Consider the following 16249-nt stretch of genomic DNA (forward strand, 5'->3'; position numbering starts at 1 on the left):
TCCGAAAAGTGATCACTTATGTTGAAAAGAATTCTGTTTTGGCTTTTGATGCCGTTCGCCATTCCACAAGGAATTCGTCTTAAAAACAATGCTCCAAGGTTTGAAGAAGCTACAGGCATACCTGAAGGTGTAGTGAAGAGAGAATCGACTGACTCTAACCTGGCTGACATTAGTATTTTAGGTTTTGGCGACTCAATCATAAGTGGCGTAGGTATCGATATTACTGAAAATACCTTGATTGGCCAAACCGCTAAGCTGTTATCCAGCAATCTTCATCAATCTGTCACTTGGCAACTCGTGGGTAAAACCGGCTATAACTCAGGTCAAATGGTCAAAAAACTCCTCCCTCATTTACCCGATACTGAGATAGACTTTGTTATCACTTCGGTAGGTGTAAATGACGTCACGAGTTTTACTCGAACTAATGCTTGGCAAAGAAACTTACAAACATTATTTGAATCTATCCATACTCAATATCCCAAAGCGCAAATAGTTTTCAACGGTATGCCTCCATTAGGTGGTTTTCCACTATTACCAAAGTTTTTACAGTTTCTATTTGGGCTAAGAGCCAAAGGTTTTGATAAGCTTTCTAAAGAGCTTTGTCAGGGCTATAATTATGTTCATTACTTAGAGTCTGATTTTGACCCGCGTCCTGAAAGATTTGCAGGCGATGGCTATCATCCGAATAAAGACAGTTGCACCGAATGGGCTGAAGAAATTAATCAGTTAATCTTACAATTAGTAACCAAGAGCTAGTAAAGCTGTTTAATCAGTCGCTTGATAAGGTTTCTAGCTCCTCATTCAACAAGAACCACTCTTCTTCTTGCAATTCAATTGCTTCCTTAACAGATTGAGACTGGAGAGTAATGATGAGCATTTTTTCTTTATTCGTTTCTTCGTACAAACTTGGTTCAGCCATAGCTTGATCGAGCTCATCCTTTTCAGTTTGCAATAACTCCATTTGTTTTTCGATTTTTTTGAGTTTGTTCTTCAATGGTTGTAGACGTTTACGTTTTTCTGCGTCTTGCTTTCTTTGTTCTTTCTTTGAAAGCGCTCCAGCAGAAGGTTCATCCATTAAATCTTCCCTGCTTGTCTCAGCAAACAACTTAGCCTGCTCAAGAGTCCACTTTGCATAATCATCGAGATCACCTTTAAACTGCTTGACAGAACCATCAGCGACCAAGTACAAATCATCGCAAACCGTTTTAAGCATATGACGATCGTGTGAAACCAATAGAATCGCACCTTCAAAGTTTTGAAATGCTATAGTCATAGCATGGCGCATCTCCAAATCTAAATGGTTAGTCGGCTCATCCAATAACAACACATTAGGTTTAGAGTAAACAAGTAATGCTAAAACTAAGCGTGCTTTTTCACCACCAGAAAATGGTGCTACAGGTTCCAAGGCTTTATCACCATTAAAGTCAAATCCACCTAAAAAGTTTCTCAGTTCTTGTTCAGTAGCATCCGGATAGTCACGTTGTAAGTGTTGAATCGGCGACATGTCAGGATGCAATTGATCCAACTGATGTTGAGCGAAATAACCTATATTAATCGTTTTGGCTGCAACTCTTTCGCCTGCTAATAAAGGGATATCTTCTACTAATGATTTGATTAAAGTCGACTTGCCAGCCCCATTTTTACCTAGTAAACCAATACGATCGCCAGGCACTAATGAAAAACCAATCGAATCCAAGATAGTCACTTGACCATCGTTTGTCGAGTAACCTGCCGTTGCCATTTTTAATTGCAACAATGGTGCTGGCACATGACCTGATTCAGGAAAGGCAAAATTAAAAGGTGAGTCCACATGAGCAGGAGCAATGAGTTCCATCCGCTCTAAAGCTTTAACTCGACTTTGCGCTTGCTTGGCTTTACTCGCTTTAGCTTTAAAGCGAGTGACAAAAGATTGCATATGTGCAATTTCTTTTTGCTGTCGCTCAAACTGACTTTGTTGTTGTGCTAAATGCTCAGCCCGTTGAATTTCAAAATCAGAATAATTACCCGTATAAAGTTTGACGCCCTGCTGCTCAATATGTGCAATGCGATTAACAACTCGATCAAGAAAATCTCTATCATGGGAAATTAGCATCACCGCACCTTGATAAGCCTTGAGCCATTTTTCTAACCAAATCACGGCTTCGAGGTCCAAGTGGTTTGTAGGCTCATCCAGTAATAAGAGATCTGAACGACACATAAGTGCCTGCGCCAAATTCAAGCGCATACGCCAACCACCAGAAAAACTATTTACTACTAGATTTTCTTGCTCTGCGGAGAAGCCTAAACCATGCATCAAAGCGCCAGCACGAGAATGTGCGGTATAGGCATCGATATCGGCTAGTTTTTGATGTAGTTCACCAATCGCTTCGCCGTTGTTGTTATTTTCAGCTGATACTAACTGGCTTTGTAATTGAATTAACTCCTCATCTCCCTGCAACACATAATCAATCGCAGGAATCGCAACACTAGGAGTTTCTTGTCGAACACTGGAAATAACAATACCATTAGACTTTGAGAAATTACCCTCATCCTCTTCCAGTTCATCACGCACCAATGCAAATAATGACGACTTACCGGTTCCATTAGCACCAGTAACGCCAACTTTATCTTGCGGATTGACAATAAAAGACGCCTGTTCGAACAGCACCTTTTTACCACGCCTTAAGGAGGTATTCTCGAAGAAAAGCATATAGTTTAGATTTTGTTAAATGCCGCTATTATAGTAGGATTTCAAAGGTATGAAACTTGAATCTTTATAAATTGGAATGATTAATGAAAACAAAAATATTAGCTGCTTTACTTTTATCGATAGCTTTAAAAGGTCATTCTCATGAGCAACAGAAAGTCACCTACTTGGGAAACGAAGCATTATTAGTAGAATATGGTGCTTCAAAAGCTTTGTTCGATCCTTTCTTCCATAGCCATTTTGATACCTACTCTTTAGTGCCCTCTGAAATTAGGGAGAAGATTTTTTCTAAAGAACAGCCTTTCGATAAGATAAATGCTATTTTCGTTAGTCATGCTCACGGCGATCATTTTTCTGATACAGATACATTAAAATATTTATCAGCCAACCCTAGTATTGCCTTAATCGCACCGCAACAAGCCATTGACATGATGAAAAAGCATGCTGAGTTTTCACAATTGAAAAACCCAATGATCGCTTTAAAACTAGCATTTAAAGATCCTGCGAAAAACTTTAAAGTTTTAGGTTTTGAAGTTGACGCCATAAGAATCCCACATGCTGGTTGGCCAGCAAGAGCTGATATACATAATATGGTCTATCGAGTATCCGCTGATAATGCCACTGTGATGCATATGGGTGATGCCGATCCTAATAAAGATCATTACCTTAAACATCAAAAAGTTTGGAGTGAAAAAACAACTCATCTTGCTTTTCCGCCTTATTGGTTTTATTTCTCGAAGGAAGGTAATGACATTCTTGATAAGATCCTAAACATTGAAAAAAGCATTGGCATTCATGTGCCGGTAAAAGTACCAACAGGACTTAATGGTACCGGTAAAGATTATTTTCGTATTCCTGGTGAAGCAAGAATTATAAAAACTTCAGTGAAATAAAAAAGGCCAGTAAAAACCAGCCTTTTTTATTTATATTTTTTATATCCTTTTATTCTACTTTTTGACCAAAGTCGCCATTCATTTGAGCTGCTAAGTAAGCTAAAACTACATAAGCAGCAGTATTTTGGTCAAGCGCCTCTTTTTCAATTTTATCTAAAGTATCATCTGGCGTGTGGTGATAATCAAAATAATCGGTTCCGTCCTGACGTAACGAAAATACTGAAACACCTAGTTGACGCAACGGAATCAAATCAGGCCCACCGCCAGCGCGGTTATTACCGTATTTAATTCCTAATGGCTCCATCACCTTGGCTATATCTTTTGCCACTGATAAAGCTTCCGGTTTTACACGGGAATCAATGCGCCAAATTCTATCTGCCCCAAAATCTGACTCTGCTCCCGTAATAAGATTGGCTAACTTGTCTTTATGCATTTCTGCATAAGCTCTTGCGCCAACCAAACCTTGCTCTTCATTAGCCCACATAATCACACGAATCGAACGTTTAGGACGCTCTGGCAAACGTGAAATCAGTTCTGCTGCCGCCGTAGTAATGGCAATACCTGCACCATCATCTAAAGCCCCAGTTCCAAGATCCCAAGAGTCTAGATGGCCACCAATAAGGACATACTCTTCAGGCTTTTCTGAGCCAGTGATTTCTCCAATGACATTATATGACGTGTACTCAGGGCCATCGTAAGAGCCTAAAGTCAATTTTACTGTGACTGGCTTACCGCGAGTTAACATATTCTCTAGAAGATCAGCATCAGGCGATGATAAAGCCGCCGCTGGAATTTTATTCACATCTTTTGCGTAACGCATCATGCCGGTATGCGCCATTCGATGTGATTGAGTACCAATCGATCGGATCAAAATACCAACCGCGCCTTTTTTGGCAGCCTCTACTGCACCAGAACCACGGGCAGAAACGGCAGGTCCATAGCCAGAGCCATCGCGCGCTTTTTTCATACGATATTTAATAAAAACAATTTTCCCTTTGGCATCATTTTCAGGCGCATCTTTTAAATCTTGAAGCGTTTCATATGCTTTGATTTCAGCCGATAAACCGCCTTTAGGTGTGCCCACACTAAAGCCTAGCGCGGTGATCACTAAAGGTTGTGGAAACGGAGAAACAACTTCAGCAGTTTCAACACCACGTTTCCAGGTTGGGAATGTCACAGGTTCCTTCCAAACTTTATCAAAACCTAGCTCTTTTAATTTAGCTTCACCCCAAGCAACAGCTGCAGCATCACCTGCTGTACCTGCCATACGAGGACCAACTTCGGTGGTTAATGACTCAACAATGGCATAGCCTTTTGAGGATTTAAGTGCTTCATCCCGCAATTGCTCAGCAATCTTAATATCTTTAGCCTCAAGGCTTGGAGTTTCAGCAGTTAATAGCGCAGATTGGCTAGCTAAAAGCAAACTGGATATGAATAAGGATTTAAATTTCATAAGCGCTCTCAATGATTGTTATTGGATTGGCTTGACAGCGATAGGTTGTAAAGGTTGAATACCATTATCACATCTAACGGAGTCAATTCGATGTCTACCATATACGATTATTCAGCAGTTTTAAATAATGGCAAAGAGATTTCATTAAAAGAATACCAAGGAAAAGTGTTACTGGTTGTTAATACGGCTAGTGCCTGCGGTTTAACCCCACAATACGAAGGATTGCAACAGCTTTATAAAAAGTATCAAGAGCAAGGTTTTGAAATCCTGGCTTTCCCTTGCAATCAGTTTAAGAATCAAGAGAAAGGATCTGCAGAAGATATTAAAAACTTTTGTGATTTAAATTTTAATATCTCTTTTCCTCTGTTCGATAAAATTGAGGTAAATGGCAACAATACCCACCCAGCTTTCGCTTACCTTAAAGATAATGCTCGTGGATTTTTTGGCAGTACTAACATCAAATGGAACTTCAATAAATTCTTAGTCGGTAAAGATGGGAAAGTCATCAAGCGCTTCGCACCGGTGACCAAACCACATAAACTTGCCAGTGCCATTGAAAAAGAGTTAGCTAAGAAATCATAAGCTTATGCCAAATATAAATAACACCACTTTAAAAGATAAGGTCATAATCATCACCGGTGCTAGTCGAGGTATAGGTAGAGAAATTGCCATTAGTTGCGCCAAAGAAGGTGCCATCGTAATTATTGCCGCTAAATCAGCTGAACCGCATCCAAAACTACCCGGTACCATTCATACCGTAGCTCAAGAAATTGAAGATGCCGGCGGTCGAGCAGTTCCAATTCAATTGGACGTACGTGATGAAAAAGCCATAAAAAAATTATGCAAGTCAGTTGCTGAAGAGTTTGGAGGTATTGATGTAGTGGTCAATAATGCTGGCGCTATCAGCCTAACCAAAGTCGAGGATACCTCACCGGTACGCTACGACTTGATGCAACAAATCAATTCTCGTGCAGTGTATGCCTTTGCCCATTACGCACTTCCTTATCTGAAACAATCCGATAATCCGCATATCTTGAGCTTATCGCCGCCAATCAATATGAATATAAAATGGCTTAAGGGTTACTCACCTTACACCTTATCCAAATATGGTATGAGTTTATTATCCAAAGGGATGGCTGAAGAATTTAAGGAGTATGGCATTGCTGTTAACACCCTTTGGCCTCAAACTTATATCGCCACAGCAGCCATTGAATTCGCTGTTGGTAATAAAGACATGCTCAACTATGCTCGTAAACCCGCAATTATGGCTGACGCGACAAAAGTAATACTGTCACACCCCAGTCAGAACTATACAGGTTTATGGTTGATTGATGAGGAAGTGTTAAAAGCTGCAGGCGAAAAAGATTTTACTAAATATGCTTACAACCCTGAGTATGCACATCAAATAAAAAAGGATTTGTTTTTAGATTAATCTAAACTTATTTTTAATCTTGAAAATTGCTCTTTTATTCCTGCTTTTGCATTAGCACTCTGCTAATGCAAAAGCCAGTGCATAACTTTTTTCATCTGAAATTGTAACTTGCACTTTTTGGATATGATTCTGTTTAGCCCAAAACTCTGCTTTACCCGACAGTGCAACGAGAGGCTTACCTAGCGCATCATGAACAATGGATAGTTGCACAAAATCAATCCCTTTCCTCATTCCTGTTCCTAAGGCTTTAGAAATTGCCTCTTTTGCGGCGAAGCGCTTAGCTAAAAAAGCTACCTTATTATTTGGATGCTGTTCAGAAAGCTGGCGGTATTCTTCTAGTTCTGTTTCAGTAAGAATTCTCTCAGCAAACTTTTCACCATTCCTTTCTAAGGACTTTTCTATTCGCTCTAAAGAAATAATGTCTGTGCCGATACCAAAAATCATTGCATTAATCTCTTGCAGCTCGACGAGCTTCAATCATCAATTGTTTCATATCATAAACCGCTTTGTCTAAACCTGACAAAACAGCTCTGCCGATAATTGCATGACCAATATTAAGCTCAATAATGTCTTTAATAGCTGCGATTGGTTGTACATTATGATAGTGCAAACCATGACCTGCATTGACTAACAAACCTTCTCCTACTGCACGAGAGACTCCATCTTGAATGCGCAGTAATTCTTGCTGTTGTAGTTTCTCGCTGGTTGCATCAGCATATTCACCCGTGTGCAATTCAATATATTCCGCGCCGGTTCTAGCTGCCGCCGAAATTTGCTCATCGTTGGCATCAATAAAAAGAGAAACTTTAACACCTACAGCCGACATACGCTGACAAGCTTCTGTAATTTTAGTTTCCTGTCCTTTTACATCTAATCCGCCCTCGGTAGTCAACTCTTCTCTTTTTTCTGGAACTAAGCAAACGTACGCAGGTTTGATTCTCTCAGCAATGGTAAGCATTTCATCTGTAACAGCCATTTCAAGATTCATTCTAGTTTGAATGGTATTGGCTAACAGTTCGACATCGCGATCCGTTATATGACGGCGGTCCTCTCTAAGGTGAATTGTGATACCATCAGCGCCATTTTGTTCAGCAATAAATGCCGCTTGCACCGGATCGGGATAAACCGTGCCTCGAGCATTTCTCAAAGTGGCAATATGATCTATATTCACACCCAAGAGTATTGGGTTAATGTTAGTTGTAATGAGCACTACTAGCTCCAAAAAAGTAAATATAAACGTTAGTAATAGGCTAGTGGGCTTAGGCTTTAAGTGCAAGAGTTTGTTGTAAAAGTTTACGGCTATTCAGCTCTTTTCCGTCCAACAAATGGTCAATCAAAGATTTTGATACTTTTCTAGCAAGCCCAACTGCTCCTTTGGTTTGCCAATCATACTGCGCAACCGAGTGAATCAGCTTTCCGCTAATAACTAAAACGCCTTGCTTGAACTGCTGCAAAACAAAGCCCTGTTGCGGTATGAAAGCATAATCTTGATTGATATCAATTAAATCACCATCGATGTCACAATTCCAATCAATCGAATAGCCCAATTCATCCAATAAATAGAGTTCAAACTCTCGCAATATAATTTGCGGTGTTTGATTAGCGGCTAACCACTCCAATGCTTTTTGATAACTTTTGAAAATCTCAGGGTGGGGATCCCACTGAGTCAAAAGCTTTAATAATAACTCATTAAGATATAAACCGCATATACTCGGGGTAGAGTGTAATTTAAAAGGCAGGCCTTTGGCTTCTATTTGATTTAGATTTTTTAAATTACTTTTGCCAGACCAACTTATTTCTAGAGGAGTAAAAGGTTGTAATAGAGCTCGCTTTTGATTTTTTTTAGAGGCGGAGCGCGCGCCTTTTGCAACTAAGCTAACTCGTCCTTCCGCATGAGTAAAAGCCTCGACTAACAGGCTGGTTTCCTTAAATGGTCTAGTATGCAGAATAAAAGCTTGGGTAGAGGTTTTTTGCATTGTAGTTAAGAAACGAGTTACAGGTGATCTTCAAAACCTAACGATCTCAAAGCACGCTCATCATCTGCCCAACCATCTTTCACTTTAACCCAAACCTCTAAAAATACCTTTTGCCCAAATTGTTCCTCCATGTCTAAACGAGCGTCACGACCAATTTGTTTCAAACGAGAACCTTGCTTGCCAATAATAATGGATTTTTGACTGTTACGTTCCACTAGGATCAATGCGTTAACGTGCAAAACTCCATTATCCTGTTGTTTGAACTGCTCAATTTCAACAGTAGAAGAATATGGGATTTCATCCCCTAAAGTACGCATCAATTTCTCTCGAACTAACTCTGCCGCCATAAAACGAGAACTGCGATCGGTAATATAATCTTCTGGATAAAATAAATCACCTTGCGGTAACCATTGTTTTAATGTTTTCAATAACGAATCTAAGTTATCACCTTTTAACGCTGAGCCAGGATAGACAATATCAAAGTTATGCTTCTGTCCGACTTCTTCTAAAAATGGTAGTAATTCTTCTTTGTTCTTTATCTTATCGACTTTATTGACAAACAAAATGCTTTTGCAGTTTGCCTCTTTGAGCTTAGTCAGCGCATGCTCATCATCTTCCGACCAAATGGTTCCATCGACTACAAACACAACAATATCAACATAATCAATCGAACTGGTTGCAGCTCGGTTCATATAGCGATTGATGGTTCTGGCTTCTTTCTTATGGATTCCGGGAGTATCAACAAACAAAATCTGCGCATCATCATCAGTATAGATACCCAGAACGCGATGACGGGTAGTCTGTGGTTTACGCGAAGTGATACTGACTTTTTGGCCAAGAATATGATTCATCAAGGTGGACTTACCCACGTTTGGCCGGCCTAAAACAGCCACATATCCGCAACGAAAATCAGGATTGGAATCTTGTCCCATAAGTAAATCCTTATTGACTCTTTTGCAAGTCGAGCAATAAATTTAGCATAGTTTCTGCTGCTATTTGTTCAGCACTACGACGACTTGCACCAGCTCCAACAGTAAGTTTTTTCCCCGAATACTCTACTTCACACTTTACCTCGAAATGTTGCTCATGAGCTTCACCAGTAACATTCGTAAGTTGATACTCTGGTAACTCCAGCTTTCTTGACTGTAGCCACTCTTGCAGGCGAGTTTTAGGATCTTTTACTAAGGTATCTATCGATAGTTGCTTCAACCTATCTTCATATAAACCTAACGTGATGTCTTTTACTGATTCAAAACCAGAATCTTGATAAATAGCGCCTATTAGCGCTTCAAACGCATCGGCTAAGATAGAGCCTCTGCGATAACCGCCAGTTTTGAGCTCTCCATCACCTAAAAACAAGCAATCTCCAAGTTCTATTTCTTGAGCAATAACCGATAAGGTTTTTCCTTTGACTAAGCTAGCCCTCAGACGGCTGAGCTTTCCTTCATCTACTTTAGGAAATTTTTCAAACAAGGCTTCGGCAATAACCATCCCCAAAATAGCATCACCCAGAAACTCTAATCGTTCATTATGCTGACTGGAAGCGCTTCTGTGAGTTAAAGCTCGTTTAAAAAATGAAGTGTTTCTGAATTGATAACCAAGACGCCTTAATAAACGTTCTTGCAGATTTTTTTTTGCTGGCATTTATAGCATCTTAGTTATTAAAATTTAGAGTTTTTGTTTATGTTCGAATTCTATTAATACCGAAATATTACCAAACATAGATAGTTTTTTATCATAATCAACAATCAGATATTTCCCTGTCGCTTCCTGTTCAATTCTATAATTATCCTTGTTTAATAGTTTTGTCATTCTTGCAAAGCCAATTTTAGTCTGAAATTTCTTCAAAATTTCTTTGTTACTCTCTTGTGAAATACCGAGATCTGCAGTTGACTTCATCAAACTAACAACATTTCCATTCTCAACGTACGCAGGAATAATCTTAATTGCTAAATAACTAAAAAATAAAACGACCGCAATAATAATCATCCATCCAGCAGCCGTCATACCTGCAACTTTTCTTATATTTAATTCCTTCATTTATCTCCCCTTTGATCAGTAATAGTATCGATTTCCTTAATTGATAGTGCCTACTCTATCAAAACTTATGCCTCGAGGTAAATACACGGGCTTATCAAACAATGGTATTGTGAAATCAGGTGTATCTTTAAAAGTCATGTATAACCACTTGCCCGCAGCACGGCCAATAATGGCCTCTCTATCAATAAAGGCATTAGGATTGCGTTGATACCATGCTCTTGCATCAGTGCTATTGTCACGATGATCGCCCATAGCAAAGTATTTGTCTTTAGGGATTGTTATACTCCATTCGTTACCCAGTGCGCCTAAATAAGGTTTAGCCACAAAAAGTAGTTCATGATTTTTCTCGCCAATAGATTGCTCAAATAAGTTAAAATCATAGTTATCTTCCCTAACTAACTCAGGAGCTTCTAATGATTTCAACTTTGCTTGTACTACAATTGGAGCGCAGCTTTCACCTGTTCCGCACTTGGGTGTAATAGTCAATACACCCTTATTCCAACTTAGCGTATCTCCCGGCAAACCATACAACCTTTTAATGTAAGCATCTTGAATAGCTTTCGTTGGGTCTTGCAAATTAGGCGGATGAAACACGATAACATCACCACGCTGTGGTTCGCCTACTGGAATAATCTGAGTATTGGTAATAGGTAGACGTATACCGTATGCATATTTATTGACGGTAATAAAATCTCCCGCATACAAACCCGGATTCATACTGGCCGATGGAATTCTATAAGGTTCATAAATAAACGAACGAAGGATTAAAATTACAAAAATAATTGGAAAAATGGAACGTGAAATATCCACATGAAAAGGCATCACTTCATTGCCTTTTTCATCATACTTTAAACCTTTTTCGACTCGCTGCGGACGCCACTTGTACTTATCAATAAGCGTTATAACGCCGGTTACTAAAGTTCCAATGGTTAAGTAAAATCCAAAATCGTAATAAATCATTTATCGCCTTTTATATTGATATTATTTATCTTTACCCACATGCAGCACTGCTAAAAATGCTTCTTGTGGGATTTCCACTTTGCCGACTTGCTTCATACGTTTTTTACCGGCTTTTTGTTTTTCTAGTAGTTTACGCTTACGCGAAACGTCACCACCGTAACATTTTGCCAATACATTTTTACGTAGAGCTTTAACTGTTGAGCGAGCAATTACGTGGTTACCAATCGCCGCCTGAATAGCCACTTCAAACATTTGACGTGGAATAATCTCTTTCATCTTTTCAACCAATTCACGACCTTTGTATTGCGCTTGCTCGGTATGCAAAATCAACGCCAGCGCATCCACTCGCTCGCCATTAATTAAAATATCAGTTCTAACTAACTTATCTTCCTGGAAACGTTTGAAGCTATAATCCAGTGAAGCATAACCTCGACTAACTGACTTTAATCGATCAAAGAAATCTAGTACGGCCTCATTCATTGGTAAGTCATAACTTAAGGCAACTTGATTGCCTGCATATTGCATTTTAGTTTGTACGCCACGCTTTTCTACACACAAGGTAATCACTGCACCAAGATGTTCTTGCGGCACTAAAATGTTCGCTTCGCAAATAGGTTCTCGAATAGCCTTAATATTTGAAACTGGCGGCAACTTAGATGGGTTGTCGACATATAAAGTTTCGCCGTCTGTGGTTTCCACTTCATAAATTACCGTTGGAGCAGTGGTGATTAAGTCCAAGTTATATTCACGTTCTAAACGCTCTTGGATAATTTCCATATGCAGCATTCCTAGGAAGCCGCAACGAAAACCAAAACCTAGTGCAGTCGAGTTTTCTGGCTCATAGAAAAGAGAGGCATCATTGAGGCTTAACTTTGCTAAAGCATCACGGAAATTTTCATACTCGTCTGAATTTACCGGGAATAAACCGGCATACACCTGAGGTTTAACTTGTTTAAAACCAGGTAGCGCTTCTTCAGCAGGTTCTTTTAATAAAGTAATGGTATCACCAACCGGAGCACCTTGGATTTCTTTGATGCCAGCGATAACAAAACCCACTTCTCCAGCTTTAAGCGTATTAGTATCATGACGCTTTGGAGTAAAAATGCCTACATGATCAACCACATGGCTTTTCCCTGTCGACATTACTTGCATCTTGTCATTTTTATTAATGGTTCCTTGCATCACTCTCACTAGCGACACAACACCCAAATAATTATCAAACCAAGAGTCAATAATTAAAGCCTGTAAAGGTGCGTCAGGATCGCCATATGCAGGCGGAACATCCCGCACTATCGATTCTAATAGCTCTTCGATACCAATGCCTGTTTTTGCAGAGCATTGCACTGCTTCCATCGCTTCAATGCCAACAATATCCTCAATCTCTTGAATCACTCTATCAGGATCTGCAGATGGTAAATCAATCTTGTTCAAAACTGGCACTACTTCGAGCTCTTGCTCAATCGCAGTGTAACAATTGGCCAAAGTTTGAGCTTCAACCCCTTGCGCCGCATCCACCACCAGTAAAGCACCTTCACAAGCAGCTAACGAACGTGAAACTTCATAAGAGAAGTCAACATGCCCTGGCGTATCAATAAAATTCAACTGATAAGTATTACCATCTTGAGCTTTATAATCCAAGGTCACGCTTTGCGCTTTAATGGTAATACCTCGCTCTCTCTCCAAATCCATCGAATCTAGCACCTGTGCTTCCATTTCGCGCTCAGATAAGCCACCACAATATTGGATCAAACGATCAGACAAAGTCGACTTACCGTGATCGATATGAGCAATAATGGAAAAATTTCGAATAAAATCTGTATAAGCCATGTTTGGGGCGGTTTCTCTTTTAGAAAAATTCAGTTTTAGCTGATATTAAAGCGCCGTATTGTAGCTGAATTAACCTACAATAAGAAGCATCAATGCAACGCTATATCACCTCATAAAATCTTTGTGCGCACTGAACAGTAAGCTATAAAAAAGCCAGTCGTTAGTGACTGGCTTTGCTCAATTTACCCGATTAATTCAAGTAAACAATTCGATAATCACTGCCTGATGCATCCGTGATTAAAATTAATAGCTTATTAGCTCGGCGGAAGTCTTCAAGTGCCTTATTAAAATCATTAGTATCTTCGATCTGGCGCTGGTTCAGCTCACTAATAATATCACCTTGTTTAATACCTGCTCTTTGCGCTGGGCTCCCTGGCTCAACTTGAGTAACAACAACCCCACTTTCAACACCTAATTGCTGACGAATGCCATTGCCAATATTATTCACTTCAATCCCAAGACGATTTTCCTCGCTAGCGGCTGGTAACTGCTGGCCTGTTGCTTCTCGCGCAACCAGTTCAGCGAAAAAGTTTTTCGATTTACCATTTCGATAACCTTTTAATTTCACTTTGCTTCCAGGCTCTATTTGCGCAATGAAATAAGGTAAGTCTTGGTGACTTTTAATACGATTACCGTCCACTTCAGTGATAATATCACCGCGCTCAATACCTGCTTTTTTCGCTGGCGAATCGGCTTGTACATTATTAATTAATGCACCACCAACAGTAGGCAGTTCAAAGTAATCAACCACTCCTTGATCAACTTCCTCATAGCCTACGCCTAAATAACCACGGATAACTTGACCATTCGCCGCCAACTGGTCACTGACCGAATCGGCTAAATCAATTGGGATTGAGAATGACAAGCCCGTAGAAATCATGGGGTTATAAATCATCGAGTTAATACCCACTACTTCGCCATCAAGGTTAATTAGAGGTCCCCCAGAATTACCACTATTAATCGCAACATCCGTTTGAATAAAGGGCACAAACGGTGAGCCAACTTCACCACGGCCTTTAGCGCTAACAATTCCTGCTGTAACCGTTTGCTCAAGATTGAAAGGAGCACCAAATGCTAATACCCATTCGCCAACTTTAAGCGTACGCGAACTACCGATTTTGACAGGTTGTAAATTTAATCCCTTTGGATCGATTTTAATTAGCGCCACATCACTAAATTGGTCGCTTCCAATAATCTTAGCTTGATACTCGCGACCGCTATTAAGTTTGACCGCCACTTTATCCGAATTAGCGACCACATGGTGATTGGTCAAAATATGTCCATCTTTATCAATAATAAATCCTGAACCGCCCGCCTGACCAATTCTACCGCGCTGTCTGACATCGACCTTGATGCTAACCACACTTGGTTGGATTTCTTCTACTAACTTCGTGAAATCGGGGAAGCGCTCTGCTTTGACGTTTCCGGTTAGGGCAAAAAGCCCGACTAACATGACCAGTAGTAAGGAAATTTTTTTCATTGGTAATATACTCTCTTTCTTAGTTATCCAATAGAACATCTATAAGGTTTGAGTTTATAAAATTCAATGGGTTCCAGCGTGAAACCAGTTAAAAATTGCTTAAGGTGTATCGATATGTTTCACATCAATCACTCTCTTGACAGTTCTTAACAAAACTGGTTCTAACGGTTTGTTTTTGTTCATTTTTTCGCCAAACTTGCGGACTAAATAAAAACTCAAACCCAAACTGATAATGGCCGCTAATATAAGAAACGGCTCAGCCAAAAGATAATTCACTTGAGCGCTTATAAATTGCAATAACAATAGCATCACTAACATGAAAATTATGGGAAATAGATACACTAACAATGAAGTTTTGACAATTAAGTCTTCAGGGATCCCAACTTCAACTTGATCTCCGATTTTTGCCTTAATGTTATTCGTCATTGGGGTAATAAAAGAGCGCTCACCAAAGGCTTTGCTGATAATGCCAGTGCCACAAGAACTATTAACCTTGCAACTGTTGCAAGAAGCTTTGCTTACGGTTTGCACCATGGCCATGGAGCCACTCAGCTCCACTACTAAACCTTGTTCTTTTATCATAATACGGGCTCTTTGATCACAACGCTTCTATCTCATCGTCTTTTATCACAACCATAGGAATCTAGTTTCTGAATATAATGAACGACTAATAATTCTGGGCAAAAAAAACCCATCAATCACTTCATTGATGGGCATTATAGCTTGTTGAGCACTTATGAGGGCAATCGATAAGCGCTCAAAACTCGATTATTTTTTTATATCCATAGATTTGGTTTTATCTGCTTCAGCTTTATCTTTAGTCTGTTTTTGAGTAAGAGGCTCATTCGTTGAAACCTTAACCGGTACTTTAATAGCTACTGCTTGCTGGTTAGAAACGGTTTGAATTACGGGCAAAGCAGTATTCGAATTAGCGATTTCGGTAAAGAGGCTATGAGCTTGTTGCAACTGCTCTCTATCCACAGCAGGAGCAGAAGCTTGAGTTAAAACTACTCCGCCGTTCGCAGTATTGGTTACGTCAAGGGCTGGATTACCTAAATTGATCAGTGCCACTAAGGCTACAGATGCAGCTATTGCCATACCACCTAAGGGCTTTAAGAAGCGATTTGGCAAGGAAACAACATCAGCTGACTGCTTTGCTTTTGGGCTTGAAAGCTTTGTTTCTGTTGAAGACTCTCTCTCTGTTGAAGACTCTGTTTCGAATTGAGGTGATAATACGGTTGCCTCATGACTTAAAGCCGACATCACCGAGTCAGCAATACACACATCCGGCGTTACCGCGTTATTATGCATAAAGCTACGAATCATTTGATAACGGCTAAAAGTTTGCTTTGTTTTTTTATCCGCTATCAGTTGAGTGACGTCACTGTTCGACATCAAATCACCATCAAGAAATTTGCTGGCCATTTGTTTCGAATCAAAAACCATAATTAATCCTCTAAAAATCCAAATACTTGAATAAACACTAAGAAAATCAAATATTT

The 16249-nt window shown here is 39.7% G+C and carries 17 protein-coding genes; 4 read left to right on the top strand and 13 right to left on the bottom strand.

Annotated elements, in window-relative coordinates; all coding sequences use genetic code 11:
* The first annotated feature begins 18 nt into the window (after positions 1-18).
* Positions 19-756 (top strand): SGNH/GDSL hydrolase family protein, encoded by a 738-nt coding sequence (locus GJS41_RS04165; protein ID WP_154246064.1) that lies wholly within the window; start codon positions 19-21, stop codon positions 754-756.
* Positions 757-769: 13 nt separating this feature from the next.
* On the opposite strand, the gene GJS41_RS04170 is transcribed toward GJS41_RS04165, so the two are convergent.
* Entirely contained in the window at positions 770-2689 is a 1920-nt protein-coding gene (locus GJS41_RS04170) for an ATP-binding cassette domain-containing protein (protein WP_154246065.1), read from the bottom strand.
* A gap of 83 nt (positions 2690-2772) precedes the next feature.
* Here GJS41_RS04170 and GJS41_RS04175 point away from each other — a divergent pair, with 83 nt between their 5' ends.
* Positions 2773-3579, top strand: coding sequence for an MBL fold metallo-hydrolase (locus GJS41_RS04175; RefSeq protein ID WP_154246066.1), 807 nt, complete (start codon positions 2773-2775; stop codon positions 3577-3579).
* 49 nt (positions 3580-3628) lie between these two features.
* Here the strand turns inward: GJS41_RS04175 and GJS41_RS04180 are convergent, their stop codons facing one another.
* Positions 3629-5032, bottom strand: coding sequence for a M20/M25/M40 family metallo-hydrolase (locus GJS41_RS04180; RefSeq protein WP_154246067.1), 1404 nt, complete (start codon positions 5030-5032; stop codon positions 3629-3631).
* A gap of 90 nt (positions 5033-5122) precedes the next feature.
* On the opposite strand from GJS41_RS04180, the gene GJS41_RS04185 reads away from it, so the two are divergent.
* A complete protein-coding gene (locus tag GJS41_RS04185; protein WP_154246068.1) occupies positions 5123-5614 on the top strand; it encodes a glutathione peroxidase in 492 nt (163 codons plus the stop codon).
* Positions 5615-5618: 4 nt separating this feature from the next.
* On the top strand, positions 5619-6464 hold the full coding sequence (locus GJS41_RS04190; protein WP_154246069.1) for an NAD(P)-dependent oxidoreductase: 846 nt from the start codon (positions 5619-5621) through the stop codon (positions 6462-6464).
* Between the two features lie 51 nt (positions 6465-6515).
* Here GJS41_RS04190 and acpS read toward each other — a convergent pair whose 3' ends face one another.
* The 11 genes from acpS to GJS41_RS04245 all read right to left on the bottom strand — a co-directional run bounded on the left by acpS (position 6516) and on the right by GJS41_RS04245 (position 16193).
* Positions 6516-6908 carry a holo-ACP synthase gene (gene acpS / locus GJS41_RS04195; protein WP_154246070.1) on the bottom strand — a complete coding sequence of 131 codons (393 nt, stop codon included), beginning with the start codon at positions 6906-6908 and terminating at the stop codon, positions 6516-6518.
* A gap of 4 nt (positions 6909-6912) precedes the next feature.
* Entirely contained in the window at positions 6913-7656 is a 744-nt protein-coding gene (gene pdxJ / locus GJS41_RS04200; RefSeq protein WP_370515672.1) for a pyridoxine 5'-phosphate synthase, read from the bottom strand.
* Between the two features lie 67 nt (positions 7657-7723).
* Complete coding sequence (gene recO / locus GJS41_RS04205; RefSeq protein WP_154246072.1) at positions 7724-8440, bottom strand: DNA repair protein RecO; 717 nt, start codon at positions 8438-8440, stop codon at positions 7724-7726.
* 17 nt (positions 8441-8457) lie between these two features.
* Positions 8458-9372 (bottom strand): GTPase Era, encoded by a 915-nt coding sequence (gene era / locus GJS41_RS04210; protein WP_154246073.1) that lies wholly within the window; start codon positions 9370-9372, stop codon positions 8458-8460.
* A 10-nt stretch (positions 9373-9382) separates the two neighbouring features.
* A complete protein-coding gene (gene rnc / locus GJS41_RS04215) occupies positions 9383-10084 on the bottom strand; it encodes a ribonuclease III (RefSeq protein ID WP_154246074.1) in 702 nt (233 codons plus the stop codon).
* Positions 10085-10108: 24 nt separating this feature from the next.
* Complete coding sequence (locus GJS41_RS04220) at positions 10109-10480, bottom strand: DUF4845 domain-containing protein (RefSeq protein ID WP_154246075.1); 372 nt, start codon at positions 10478-10480, stop codon at positions 10109-10111.
* Positions 10481-10516: 36 nt separating this feature from the next.
* Entirely contained in the window at positions 10517-11440 is a 924-nt protein-coding gene (gene lepB, locus GJS41_RS04225; protein ID WP_154246076.1) for a signal peptidase I, read from the bottom strand.
* A 21-nt stretch (positions 11441-11461) separates the two neighbouring features.
* A complete protein-coding gene (gene lepA / locus GJS41_RS04230; RefSeq protein ID WP_154246077.1) occupies positions 11462-13267 on the bottom strand; it encodes a translation elongation factor 4 in 1806 nt (601 codons plus the stop codon).
* 190 nt (positions 13268-13457) lie between these two features.
* Complete coding sequence (locus tag GJS41_RS04235) at positions 13458-14747, bottom strand: trypsin-like peptidase domain-containing protein (RefSeq protein ID WP_195758337.1); 1290 nt, start codon at positions 14745-14747, stop codon at positions 13458-13460.
* 99 nt (positions 14748-14846) lie between these two features.
* Entirely contained in the window at positions 14847-15329 is a 483-nt protein-coding gene (locus GJS41_RS04240; RefSeq protein ID WP_154246079.1) for a SoxR reducing system RseC family protein, read from the bottom strand.
* 186 nt (positions 15330-15515) lie between these two features.
* Positions 15516-16193: a sigma-E factor negative regulatory protein gene (locus tag GJS41_RS04245; protein WP_154246080.1), complete on the bottom strand. Its 678-nt coding sequence runs from the start codon at positions 16191-16193 to the stop codon at positions 15516-15518.
* Between the last annotated feature and the right edge of the window lie 56 nt (positions 16194-16249).

It is taken from the genome of Kangiella sp. HZ709 (genome assembly GCF_009674675.1).
In the GTDB taxonomy this organism is placed as follows: Bacteria; Pseudomonadota; Gammaproteobacteria; order Enterobacterales; family Kangiellaceae; genus Kangiella.